Source organism: Leucobacter japonicus (assembly GCF_001273855.1).
Lineage (GTDB): Bacteria > Actinomycetota > Actinomycetes > Actinomycetales > Microbacteriaceae > Leucobacter > Leucobacter japonicus.
Genome location: NZ_JHBX01000108.1, coordinates 85,681 through 98,268, shown reverse-complemented (window position 1 = coordinate 98,268; position 12,588 = coordinate 85,681). Strand labels below are relative to the sequence as shown.

Below are 12,588 nucleotides of genomic sequence, written 5' to 3'. Positions count from 1 at the left end.
GCACCGGCACCGCGCGCCGAAGAGAAGAGGAAGAAGACCACCACTATGGCGAAGATCATCTGCGACCCCCAGGCCGTCACCGAGCGCTATGGTTTCGTGCCCAACGAACGCCTGCTGTTCTCGGCGATCCGTCTCGATTCGTTCCCGTTCGTGACCCCGCTCATCTTCGAGGACGGCGGCACTGAAGTGATGCTGGCTCGCCAGCAAGAGCAGGGCAACATCGTGACGGGCGGCGGCGTGGACCCCGCGAAGATCCGCTTCTACGAGCCGTGGGTCACGATCGATCCGCGCCCCGTCGCCGACTACCCGGCAGCCGCGAATCTGCCGGCGCTCGTCAAAGAGCTGGTGGGAGACCGCCCGGTCGACCTCGACCCCCGGGCGCCCTACACGCACTACCTCAAGCTCACGGGCGAGGTCGACGTGCGCGTCGAACTGCCCGAGCAGCGCCCGGTCGTCGTCGTCGAAGTCGAGCAGGCCGCTGTGCTCCAGCAGTTCGCCGGCTGGCGCGCTGCCGGCGTGCCCGTCGCCGAGCGATTGATCGGTGAGGTCGACCACCTCGCCGGCTTGGAGCGCGAGCTGCGCGCCGACGCCGACACCCGGTTCTCGGCTCTGCCCGAGGTCGCCGAGGCGCTCGGGGTCGACGCGATCCTGCTCTCATCGGCACCGAACTTCAGCGAGGTGACGGGCACCGTCTGGCAGCCGGGTGCCGCCGCGCTCTGGGCGGGCGGATCGCTGTACGTCGTCTCCGAGCACGCCGTGCCCGGGATTGTCGGTACCGAGGCCGGCCAGTACGGTTCGGCGGCCGAAGCGATCACGGCGCTCGCCGCCGGCCCGCGCATCGCCTTCGAGGAGCAGTGGGAGCAGAGTCAGCTCGGCCTCCGCCTCACCGACGCGGGTGCGGTGCTCGTCTCGGCATCGCGGGCACTCGGCTCGTGGCGCGACGAGCGCGACCACGAAGATCTGCCGTTCCAGCTCATCGCGGCGCGCGCCTCGACGACCGCGATCGAACAGACCGTTGACTGGGCGCACGCGCAGCTCGACGCGGGAGAGGCGTTCACCGAGAACATCATGTACGCGCGATACCTCGAGTTCCTGGAGCGGTTCGTCAGCGAATCGGAGATTCCGTTCACGGTGGAGCCCTACTTCACGAACCTGCACTCATCGCAGCGCATGCTGTTTCCGGGCCCGCCGACCGACTTCCCGCTCGATGCCAGCACCACGTGCATCCAGCTCGATGCCGGGGTACGCGTGGTCATCGACGGCGTGGTCGTCGCGACCTCCGACATGGCGCGATCCGTGCTGCGCACCCCCGAGGGGCGCGAGGCGTACGGCATCCTCACGACCGCGGTGCGCGAGGCGATCATTCCGCAGCTGCGCCCCGGTGTCGTCTGCGAGGACGTGCACGCGAAGGCGCTCGAACATCTCGTGACGGTGCTGCCGCATATGCGAGAGATCGGGCTGCTCGGCGACGAGGTCGACTTCGAAGTCGAATACAGCAAGCGCAATGTGGGGCACCTCATGGGCAAGCAGGAGTCGTTCGCGAACGAGCTGCGCCCCGGCTACCGCTTCGTGCTTCGTGCAGGCTCGTACGGCGCCGCCGAGATTCCATGGCGCTACGACCGGCACGCGATCGGTACCGAGGATCTCTGGTACATCGGCGCCGACCGCACCTACAACCTGACGCTCCGGGAGCACTGAGCCCCCGTTGACCCGCGCGGCGGTCGCCGGCCCACTAGGCGTCGGCGGCCGCCGCGCGCAGTTCGTGCACGATGCGGCGCGTCAGCGGTCGCGTATCGTCTTCGCGCCAGACCGCGTGGAGTTCGACCGGACGCGGTTCGACGGTGACGAGCGGGGCGTAGGTCACTCCACGGATGCCGAGGGTCTCGGCCGATTCGGGCACGAGCGCGACACCCGTGCCTGCCGAGACGAGCGCGACCATCGTCGACACCTGGCTCACGGTGAAGCGGTGCTTCCATCGCGAGATCGGCATCATGCGCGTCGCGATGTCGTAGAAGTATCTCGCCTCGATCGGCGAGTGCATGATGATGTCTTCGTTGACGAGATCTTCGACCCCGATCGGGCTGGTGCGGCGGGCGAGCAGGTGCCCCTCGGGCAGAGCGACGAGCAGGCGTTCGCGGTGGATGCGCTTCGAATCGAACCGGGCCGGGTCGAACGGGGGGCGTCCGATCGCGACGTCGATCTCGCTCTTCGTGAGCGCCTCGAGTTGATGCTTCGTCACCATCTCCTGCAGCTCGATCGTCACATCGGGCAGCACCTGCGAGATGCGGGCGAGCATCGGGCCGAGCAGGGTGAACGCGCTCGACGCCGTGAAGCCGATGCGCACGATGCCCGAGAGGCCGGCGGCGACCGTGCGGGCGATTTGCGGGGCGCCATCGGCGATGGCGAGGATGCGCCTGGCCTCGTCGAGAAATGCGCGCCCGGCGTCGGTGAGCTCCACGCGGCGGTTGCTGCGGCGCAGCAATTGCACGCCGACCGTCGCCTCGAGTCGCTGAATCTGCCGGCTGAGCGGTGGCTGCGTCATCTGCAGCCGCTCGGCGGCTCGACCGAAGTGCAGCTCCTCCGCCACGGCGACGAGTGCTCGAACCTGATCCAGGGTGTACGACATGCGGCCCTCCGTTGCGCTGCGGCCGGGTGATCCGGCACCCCCATAACGATACCTTCTGTGCATGAAATGATCTAGAAGGGATGTTGGACAGGTATGCATGGCGGAACTTAGCGTGAAGGCATCGGATACCTGAAGCCCGATCGCCACCGCTCGCGGTGCGTGACCCACACCCACAGGAGGTTGACCGCCGTGCCCCACTTGGAACCCGCCGAACTCGCGAGCCAGATCGGCTCCGGGCTGCTCTCATTCCCCGTCACCCACTTCGACGCACAGTTGCGCTTCGACGAGTCGCAGTACCGCGAGCACGTCGAGTGGCTGAGCGCCTACCCCGTCGCCGGTCTGTTCGCCGCCGGCGGCACGGGTGAGTTCTTCTCGCTCACCGTCGAAGAGGTCGCGCAGGTCGTGGCCGCCGCGGTGCACCAGGTCGGCGGACGCACCGCCGTACTCGGGCCGGCCGGCGGCTCGCTCTCCACGGCCATCGCGCACGCTCAGGCCGTGGAGGCGGCCGGCGGCGACGGCATCCTGCTCTTCCCCCCGTACCTCACCGAGGCGGGCCAAGACGGGCTGGCCGCCTACGTTGAGGGCGTCTGCCGCGCCACGAAGCTCGGGGTCATCGTCTACCACCGCGCGAACGCCCAGTACTCGGCCGAGACGCTCGTGCGCCTCGCCGACCGACTGCCCAACTTCATCGGGTTCAAAGACGGCGTGGGTTCGATCGAGCAGATGACGCAGATCTACTCGACGCTGGGGGATCGCCTGACCTACGTCGGCGGGCTGCCGACCGCAGAGACCTTCGCCCTGCCGTACCTCGAGCTCGGCGTCACCACGTACTCGTCGGCGATGTTCAACTTCGTTCCCGAGTTCGCGATCGACTTCTACAACGCCGTGCGCCGCCGCGATCACGCGACAGTGTTCACTGCGCTGCGCGAGTTCGTGCAGCCGTACCTCGAGGTGCGCAATCGCGTGCCCGGGTACGCGGTGTCGATCGTGAAGGCCGGGCTCGACGCAGTCGGCCGCACCGGCGGCCCTGTGCGGCCGCCGCTGCAGGAGCTGACGGCGCAGGATCGAGCCGACCTCGTGCGGGTCGTCGAGCGAGCGGTCGTGCCCGCGCTGGTCTAAGCGCTGAGAGCGGTTCGGGGTTGAACGCCGGGAGGTGTTCAACCCCGAGCTGTTTCCGCGGCGGCCACGTGCGCGTCACGCAGGCCGAATCATCAGATGAAAGTAAGGCCACGGCAGGCATCCGGAGGGTGCCGGAGGCGTTCCCGAATGGTGTCATAATGGGTGCGCAGTGGATTCTCAGCCATGCTCTGTGACGGGGAAGCCCGCGCGTGGCGAGATGGCGATGTCAGCCGCCGGGACGCCTCTCGGCGCAGCCGGACGAAGGAGGAAGCCCGTGTCAGCCCAAACGGCAGCAGCCGCACCCGCGGCCAAAAAGAAGGTCCGCCCCGGCGGTACCCTCTACCGCGGGAACGAGGGAATGTGGTCCTGGGTGCTGCATCGCATCACGGGTGTCTCCATCTTCTTCTTCCTGCTCGTGCACGTGCTCGATACCGCACTCGTGCGGGTCAGCCCCGAGGCCTACAACGCGGTCATGAGCACCTACAAGACCCCGGTGATGGGCTTGGGCGAAGCGGTGCTCGTCGCCGCCATCGTCTTCCACGCGTTCAACGGCATCCGCATCATCCTGGTCGACTACTGGAGCAAGGGCGCGAAGTATCAGCGCACCATGTTCTGGGTCGTCATGGCGCTCTGGGCGGTCACGATGGCCGGCTTCCTGCCGCGCCACCTGATGAACGTATTCGGGCACTGAGGGCGAGGAGAAACGCTATGTCATTGACGATTGACGCCCCGCGCTCGCAGGCGCCGGCCAAAAAACGCACCAACTGGGAAAAGTGGGGCTGGATCTACATGCGCGTCTCGGGCGTGCTGCTGGTCGTGCTGGTCTTCGGACACCTGTTCTCGAACCTCATGATTGGTGACGGCGTGCACGCCATCGACTTCGGCTTCGTAGGCGGCAAGCTCTCGCAGCCGTTCTGGAAGGTCTGGGACACGCTGCTGCTCTGGCTCGCGCTGATCCACGGCGCCAACGGCATGCGCACCATCGTGAACGATTACGTCGTTCGCCCCGGTCTCGCCAAGGCTTTCAAGGTCTCGCTCTTTCTTTCCGCAGCGCTGCTGATCCTGCTCGGCACCATCGTGATCTACACGCTCGATCCGTGCCCCCCGGGCGCCGACCCGGCACTCGTCGCATCGTTCTGCCCGGTGCCGTAGGCCCCGCGCAGCACCGGATTTCGCATCGAAGAATAGGACACACGTGACCACCAACACCCACCAGGGCGAGGACATCACCGTCAAGGACGGCGTCACCTATCACCAGTTCGACGTCGTCATCGTCGGCGCAGGCGGCGCCGGCATGCGCGCCGCGATCGAGGCGGGCCCCAAGGCCAAGACCGCGGTCATCACGAAGCTCTACCCCACGCGCTCTCACACGGGTGCGGCGCAGGGCGGCATGGCCGCAGCGCTCGCGAACGTCGAGGAAGACAACTGGGAGTGGCACACCTTCGACACAGTCAAGGGCGGCGACTACCTCGTCGACCAAGACGCGGCCGAGATCCTCGCGAAGGAAGCCATCGACGCGGTCATCGACCTCGAGAACATGGGCCTGCCGTTCAACCGCACGCCCGAGGGCAAGATCGACCAGCGCCGCTTCGGCGGGCACACCCGCGATCACGGCAAGGCGGCTGTGCGCCGCGCCTGCTACGCGGCTGACCGCACCGGTCATATGATTCTGCAGACGCTGTTCCAGAACTGCGTGAAGCTCGGCGTTAACTTCTTCAACGAGTACTACGTACTCGACCTCGTCATGACCGAGGTCGACGGGGTGCGCAAGCCCTCCGGCGTCGTCGCCTACGAGCTCTCGACCGGCGACCTGCACGTCTTCCAGGCGAAGTCGATCGTCTTCGCGACCGGCGGCTTCGGCAAGATCTTCAAGACCACCTCCAACGCGCACACCCTCACCGGTGACGGCGTCGGCATCGTGTGGCGTCAGGGCCTGCCCCTCGAAGACATGGAGTTCTACCAGTTCCACCCGACGGGCCTCGCAGGCCTGGGCATTCTGCTGACCGAGGGTGCGCGAGGCGAAGGCGCGATCCTGCGAAACGCCTCGGGCGAGCGCTTCATGGAGCGGTATGCCCCGACCATCAAGGACCTCGCCCCCCGCGACATCGTCGCGCGCTCCATGGTGCAGGAGGTGCTCGACGGCCGCGGCGCCGGCCCGCACAAGGACTACGTCTACCTCGACTGCACCCACCTGGGCGCCGAGGTGCTCGAGACCAAGCTCCCCGATATCACCGAGTTCGCGCGCACGTACTTGGGCGTCGACCCGGTGACCGAGCCCGTACCGGTGTTCCCCACGGCGCACTATGCCATGGGTGGCATCCCGACGAACAATAACGCCGAGGTGCTCGCGGACAACACCACCGTGGTGCCCGGCCTCTACGCCGCCGGCGAGTGCGCCTGCGTCTCCGTGCACGGTTCGAACCGTCTCGGCACGAACTCGCTGCTCGACATCAATGTCTTCGGCAAGCGCTCGGGCAACAATGCGGCCGACTACGCCCTCACGGCCGAGTTCGTACCGCTGCCCGAAGACCCCGCCAAGATGGTGCGCGACATGGTCGAGGGCTTCCGCAACGGTACCGGCACGGAGCGCGTCGCCGACCTGCGTCGCGAACTGCAGGAGGCCATGGATCGCGGCGCTCAGGTGTTCCGCACCGAGGAATCGCTCACCGAGGTGCTCGGCGTGATTCACAACCTGCGCGTGCGCTACCTCAACGTCGGGGTGCAGGATCGCGGCAAGCGGTACAACACCGACCTGCTCGAGGCCATCGAACTCGGCTTCCTGCTCGATCTCGCGGAGGTGCTCACCTACACGGCGCGCAACCGCAAGGAGAGCCGCGGCGGCCACATGCGCGATGATTATCCCAAGCGCGACGACGAGAAGTACATGCAGCACACGATGGCGTACCTGTCGGGTGATCCTCACTCGGCCGATGCGGAAGACCATATCCGTCTGGATTGGAAGCCCGTCGTGGTGACGAAGAATGAGCAGGGCGAGTTGAGGTACCCGCCGCTGGAGAGGAAGTACTAGGTCATGAGCACTGCTACCGCACCCGCCGAGGCCGCGACAACCGACGCTCCCGAAGCGCCGAAGCCGTTCACCGTCACCCTGCTGGTACGCCGCTACAACCCCGAGTCGGGGCGTGAGGCGTACTGGGAGGACTTCGACGTCGAGATGTACCCGACCGACCGTATCCTTGATGCGCTGCACCGCATCAAGTGGGATCAAGACGGCTCGCTTGCATTCCGCCGCTCCTGCGCGCACGGCATCTGCGGCTCGGATGCGATGCGCATCAACGGCCGCAACCGCCTCGCCTGCAAGACGCTGATCAAGGATCTCGATATCTCGAAGCCGATCTACGTTGAAGCGATCAAGGGTCTGCCCCTTGAGAAGGACCTCATCGTCGACATGGAGCCCTTCTTCGCGGCGTACCGCGAGGTGCAGCCGTTCCTCGTCTCGGGCACTGCACCCGCTGGCGGCAAGGAGCGCATCCAGACGATCGAAGATCGCGAGCGCTTCGACGACACCACGAAGTGCATCCTGTGCGCCGCGTGCACGACGAGCTGCCCGGTGTTCTGGACCGATGGCCAGTACTTCGGCCCGGCCGCCATTGTCAACGCTCACCGCTTCATCTTCGATTCGCGTGACGAGAACGCCGAGGTGCGTCTCGACATCCTCAACGACACCGAGGGCGTGTGGCGCTGCCGCACCACCTTCAACTGCACCGACGCGTGCCCCCGCGGCATCCAGGTCACCAAGGCTATTGCCGAGGTCAAGGCCGCGATCCGCACCGGCAAGGTCGCGTAACCCGCGCCGAGGCCTGCGCCTCGGATACAGTGGCTGCATGACGACGCCACGCAACTCCTCCGACGTCACGGAGGGGAGCGGGGCGTCTCGCGTTTCCGCAGCCGTTGGGCGCGGGCGTCGACAGTGGAGTGCACGCTGGGGCTGGGTGCAGCGATTGCGGCCCGTGCGCACCTATCTGCACTTCTCCGATGTCGGCGGCGTCGTGCTGTCCGGCGGCATGAGCTACCAGGCGCTGTTCGCAGTGTTCGCCGCGCTGTGGCTCGGCTTCGGCGTCTTCGGCATCACGCTGCGCAGTCGACCAGAGCTGCTCGACTCGGTCATCGAGCAGATCAACCTGTTCATTCCAGGTCTCGTCGGCGAAGACGGTGTCGGCGTCGTACCGATCACCGAGCTCATGAGCGCGCGCACGCTCGATTGGGCGAGCGCGATCGCCGGCGCGGTGCTGCTCTGGGTAGCGCTGAACTGGTTCACGGGAACGCGTCGCTCCATTCGCATCATCTTCGGGCTCGAGGTGCGGCAGTACCGCAACCCGGTGCTGCTCAAGCTGCGCGACTTTGTACTGGCGATCATCTTCTTCCTGGCGATCCTCGTCTCTGCAGCACTCGCCGTGCTGAGTTCGAATCTTGCCGATCAGTTCTTCACCTGGATCGGGGCCGGCGCTGACAACTGGTTGCTCGGCACCCTCGGTACGCTCGCACGTTTCGGTGCGGTCTACGTGTTCGATGTGATTCTGCTGCTCGCGATGCACCGCTACCTGGCCGAGGTGCGGGTGCCGCGATGGCGCCTGATCGCTGGCTGCGCGCTCGGCGCACTGGTACTGCTGGCACTCAAAATCGTGGGCGGCGTCGCGATCGGGGGCACAACCAGCAATCCGCTGCTCGCCACGTTCGCGGTCTTCGTTGGTCTGCTCATCTGGTTCAATCTGATCTGCCGCACCCTGCTGCTCACGTCGTCGTGGATCGCGACCGGGCTCGACCACGAGCTCGGCCTGCCGCCGGAGGGGTTCCCAGCCCACTCCGCTGACGTGTGATGGCTCGCCGCCTCGTTCGGCTTAGTTCACGACCGGGCAGTACGGGGCGGTTTCGACCTCGTTCTGCGCGAGATCGATCGGCACCAGTTCTGACGACTCCGCGCCATCACGTGAGAGCTGCACGAACAACTTGAGCGTCGCACGATTCACGGGCACGTAGAGTGGTGAGAGCGGGGCTGAGACCGTCCACGTCGAGTTCGCGGTTACCGTGGCCGGGTGATCATACGTGACGATCAAGCCGAGAAAAATCTGCTGGAACGCCGTGACCGTGCCTGACTGCGCAGAGTACCCAGAGATGTAGACGGTGTTCGCCGTGCCGCACAGGGACCAGCTGTGCACCACCGGTGTCACGACCTCTTCGCCCGGGTTCGATCCGCCTGAGGCGCCCGAGGTGCCTTGCGCATCCACGGAGGAGTCAGCTGACACCCCGGCCTCAGGGCCGGGGTCGACGTCGCCGTCACTGCCGGCTTCGGAATCTCCCGAGGCCCCCGAGTCGGTATCCGCGACGGAGCCCGCTTCGGCGTCGATGCCGGCACCAGTGTCGGCGTCACCATCGACTGCGGCGCCGTCACTTGCGGCGTCACCCGAACTGTCGGCTGCTGTGTCGGCGCTTGCCCCATCACTTCCGGAAGTACCCGTGCCGTTCGCGTCTGCGCTGGTGTCAGCGCTGGTGTCAGCCGCAGCGTTGGTCTGTGCGGTCGAGGTCGCTGCGGCCGTGGCGCTCGCCTGGGCCTCTGCGGTGCCTTCAGCCCCAGCGTCGGCCCGGGCGTCAGCGTCTGCGCGTGTGTCTGCCGTTGAGCGAGATGCAGCGGAGGCGTTCGCCGTGGAACTCGCGGATGCACCGCTTCCATTCGCGTTTCCCGTGCTGCGGGCATCACTCCCGCTCGCGCTCGTTGCACCCGCGCCCGAGCCAGACCCATCAGCGTTGCCGTGTGCATCGCCCGATGCCGATGCTGCGGCAGAAGCCGCGGCTGAGGCATTCGCGGTGACCGATGCGTCGTTGCTGTTCGCGCTCGCGCTTCCGGAGCTGCTCCCGCTTCCGGAGTTGCCCGCGCTTTCCGAATCGTCTGAATTGCGCATCGGGAAGGACTGCTGGCGCTCCTCTACGGGCTGCACCGGAGCGGGCGTCGCAGGTTGATCCTGGGCTGTCTTGACCGGTTTCGAGGTGGCGGAGTCGCGCGTGGGCTTCGACGAGTCGTTGCTGTTCGGCGCCGTATCCGAGGGAGCCGCAGGCTCGGCTGCAGACGCGGCGACCTCGGTCGACACCGATCCACTCTGCACGGCATTCGTGATCCAGATTGCCCCGCCGCCGATCACGAGCGCACCCGCGACGGCTGCGGCGAGCACCATCCCTGAAACTCCGCCGAGCACCCCGCCCGCGGCTCCGGCGGCCGCGGCAGCAGCACCGCTTCCGGCAGCCGCGGAACCTGATCCCGCGGCCGCACCCGAACTTGATCCCGCAGTGCTCCCTGACCCCGAACCCACAGCGCTGCCTGAGCCCGGGTCGATCGGAGCGACTCCGCTGGCACCATCGACCAGCGCGGTGGCGCTCGCGGGAGCGGTTGATCCGACACCGCCCAAGAACGTGACGACGGAGCCGCCGCCGAGCACGGCCCCGGCCAGCACGAGCGCGAGCTGACGGTTGAGGCCGCTGAGTTCCGCCGCCGCCCCCGCGCAGGCATCGCAGGTGTCGAGGTGCGCTTCGACCTCGCGGCTCAGCGCGGCAGTGAGCTTGCCGCGCTGGTAGCGCTGCAGGTGCGACAGCGTCGATTGACAGGCCGCCTCGGCGAGTTCGCGATTGATGTGCTCGTCGACCCAGGCCGACTGGAGCGCCTCGCGCGCCCGCTTGGCGAGCGCGGAGACGCCGTTGGGCGAGATGCCGATCAGTTTCGCCGCTTCGCGCGGCGGCAACCCTTCGACCTCGGTGTACCAGAGCACCGACTGCCAGCGTTCCGAGAGCGATGCGAATGCGCGTGCGGCGGCGTTGCGGTCAAACGCGCCGTCTTCCCACGGGCCGGCTTCCGTGAGATCAGGAATGACATCGAGGTTCTCTGCGGCGTCTTCGGGGCGCCGCCAGTGATCGACGGCGATCGACTGGATGGTGCGGTAGAGATACGGGCGGAAAGAACCGCGGGGGCCGCGTCCGTCAAGCGTGAGCTCCATGATGCGGAGGTACGCCTCTGAAACGACGTCGTCCGCATTCGAGGGGTTGCCCAAGTGCCTGGCTGCGACGAGCCCGGCGCGGCTGTGCCGTTCCCAGAGCACGGAGAACGCCGAGGTATCGCCGGCGCGTGTCGCGTCGAGCAGCTCCGCATCGGAGCGACCAGTGTGCGCTGATCGGGGCATCGGGGTCCTTCGCTGTTCATCCCCTATCGAAGCGCGCGTTCGACGCACGACTCCATATCGCCGCGCCCCATGCGCGGCGAACCCCCTCTCACTAGTATGCGCTCTTTCTGTGCGTTCCACATGTCACTGCAGAATCCTCCAAAAAAGTTTTGTATGCGCGCGTCACGTTTCGTGCCCTTCCACGTGTTACTTCCGAGCCCGGTTCCTGCCTGTCCCCCCCCCCATACCCCAGAGCGGGAACCGGGCTCGATTGCTCGGGGGAGTGTGGGTCGTTGCGGGGCATCGCGTCGCAACGACCTCGGGCGAGTCGCCGGGCCCCGCGATTACGCTGGAAACATGACTGAACTCGCCTCTGCTCAGCGCGCGGTTGAGCCGCATGACGTCGTCGACCTGATTACCGCGAAGCGGTTCGGTCGGGCACTCGCGACCGATGAGATCGAATGGGCGGTCGATGCGTTCACGCGCGGAGCCGTTGCGCCCGAGCAGATGAGTGCACTGCTGATGGCCATCGTGATTCAGGGGATGGAGCGCGACGAGATCCGTTCGCTGACGGCCGCCATGATCGCGAGCGGTGAGCGCATGGACTTCACGGGTCTCGGCCGACCGGCGATCGACAAGCATTCGACCGGCGGTGTCGGCGACAAGATCACGCTGCCGCTGGTGCCTCTGCTTGCGTCGCTCGGGGTGGCGGTGCCGCAGCTCTCGGGTCGCGGGCTGGGGCACACGGGCGGCACCCTCGACAAGCTCGAATCGATTGCCGGCTGGCAGGCGGCACTCTCGAACGACGAGATGCTGCGAATGCTCACGGACGTCGGAGGCGTGATCTGCGCCGCGGGCTCGGGGCTGGCGCCGGCGGATCGCAAGATGTACGCACTCCGCGACGTCACGGGCACGGTCGCGGCGGTGCCGCTCATCGCCTCGTCGATCATGAGCAAGAAGATCGCCGAAGGGGCCGGCGGGCTGGTGCTCGACGTGAAGTTCGGTTCGGGTGCGTTTCTTCCGGACGTGGCTGACGCACGGGAATTGGCGACGACCATGGTGCGGCTCGGCGAAGACTCCGGGTTGCGCACCGTGGCGCTGCTCACCGATATGGATACTCCGCTCGGCCGTGCCGTCGGCAACGCGAACGAGGTACGCGAGTCGGTCGAGGTGCTCGCGGGCGGTGGCCCGGCTGATGTGGTCGAGCTCACGCTGGCGCTGGCTCGCGAAATGCTCGACCTCGCGGGGATGCCCGATGTCGACCCGGCGCCGGCCCTCGCTGATGGTCGTGCAATGGATGCGTGGCGCGCACTCATCGCCGGCCAAGGCGGCGACCCCGATGCGCCCTTGCCCGCAGCGCAGGAGCAGCACGTGGTTCGTGCAGAGGCCGACGGGGTGGTGCAGCGCGTCGACGCGCGTGCGGTCGGGGTCGGTGCGTGGCGCCTCGGCGCCGGGCGCGCACGTCCCGGCGATCCGGTCGACCACGCGGCCGGCGTCGAGGTACTCGTGCGCCCCGGCGACCGAGTGAGTGCCGGCGACCCGCTGTTCATTGCCGCCTGCGACAATGCCGGGCGCCTGGCGCGCGGGCTCGAATCGCTCGGTGCCGCGGTCGAACTCGGTGCCTCGGCGCCGCCGGTGCGCCCGCTCATCGCTGGCCGCATCGCCATCGACGACTGACGCCCC

The 12,588-nt window shown here is 67.3% G+C and carries 10 protein-coding genes; 8 read left to right on the top strand and 2 right to left on the bottom strand.

What is annotated here, in order from left to right:
* The first annotated feature begins 45 nt into the window (after positions 1-45).
* Entirely contained in the window at positions 46-1,698 is a 1,653-nt protein-coding gene (locus AMS67_RS09790) for a M24 family metallopeptidase (protein WP_053387204.1), read from the top strand.
* Between the two features lie 34 nt (positions 1,699-1,732).
* On the opposite strand, the gene AMS67_RS09785 is transcribed toward AMS67_RS09790, so the two are convergent.
* Positions 1,733-2,626, bottom strand: coding sequence for a LysR family transcriptional regulator (locus AMS67_RS09785; RefSeq protein WP_053387203.1), 894 nt, complete (start codon positions 2,624-2,626; stop codon positions 1,733-1,735).
* Between the two features lie 189 nt (positions 2,627-2,815).
* Here AMS67_RS09785 and kdgD point away from each other — a divergent pair, with 189 nt between their 5' ends.
* The 6 genes from kdgD (at position 2,816) to AMS67_RS09755 (ending at position 8,580) form a co-directional block, all read left to right on the top strand.
* Positions 2,816-3,745: a 5-dehydro-4-deoxyglucarate dehydratase gene (kdgD, locus tag AMS67_RS09780; RefSeq protein WP_053387202.1), complete on the top strand. Its 930-nt coding sequence runs from the start codon at positions 2,816-2,818 to the stop codon at positions 3,743-3,745.
* 274 nt (positions 3,746-4,019) lie between these two features.
* On the top strand, positions 4,020-4,436 hold the full coding sequence (sdhC, locus tag AMS67_RS09775) for a succinate dehydrogenase, cytochrome b556 subunit (RefSeq protein WP_075201311.1): 417 nt from the start codon (positions 4,020-4,022) through the stop codon (positions 4,434-4,436).
* Positions 4,437-4,453: 17 nt separating this feature from the next.
* Positions 4,454-4,897, top strand: coding sequence for a succinate dehydrogenase hydrophobic membrane anchor subunit (locus AMS67_RS09770; RefSeq protein WP_053352145.1), 444 nt, complete (start codon positions 4,454-4,456; stop codon positions 4,895-4,897).
* 43 nt (positions 4,898-4,940) lie between these two features.
* Positions 4,941-6,773, top strand: coding sequence for a succinate dehydrogenase flavoprotein subunit (gene sdhA, locus AMS67_RS09765; protein ID WP_053387201.1), 1,833 nt, complete (start codon positions 4,941-4,943; stop codon positions 6,771-6,773).
* Between the two features lie 3 nt (positions 6,774-6,776).
* Entirely contained in the window at positions 6,777-7,550 is a 774-nt protein-coding gene (locus AMS67_RS09760; RefSeq protein ID WP_053352147.1) for a succinate dehydrogenase iron-sulfur subunit, read from the top strand.
* 37 nt (positions 7,551-7,587) lie between these two features.
* Positions 7,588-8,580, top strand: coding sequence for a YihY/virulence factor BrkB family protein (locus AMS67_RS09755; protein ID WP_053387200.1), 993 nt, complete (start codon positions 7,588-7,590; stop codon positions 8,578-8,580).
* 21 nt (positions 8,581-8,601) lie between these two features.
* Here the strand turns inward: AMS67_RS09755 and AMS67_RS09750 are convergent, their stop codons facing one another.
* Positions 8,602-10,926: a sigma-70 family RNA polymerase sigma factor gene (locus AMS67_RS09750; protein WP_053387199.1), complete on the bottom strand. Its 2,325-nt coding sequence runs from the start codon at positions 10,924-10,926 to the stop codon at positions 8,602-8,604.
* Between the two features lie 336 nt (positions 10,927-11,262).
* Between AMS67_RS09750 and AMS67_RS09745 the strand changes: the two genes are divergently transcribed.
* Positions 11,263-12,582: a thymidine phosphorylase gene (locus AMS67_RS09745; protein ID WP_053387198.1), complete on the top strand. Its 1,320-nt coding sequence runs from the start codon at positions 11,263-11,265 to the stop codon at positions 12,580-12,582.
* Positions 12,583-12,588 lie beyond the last annotated feature (6 nt).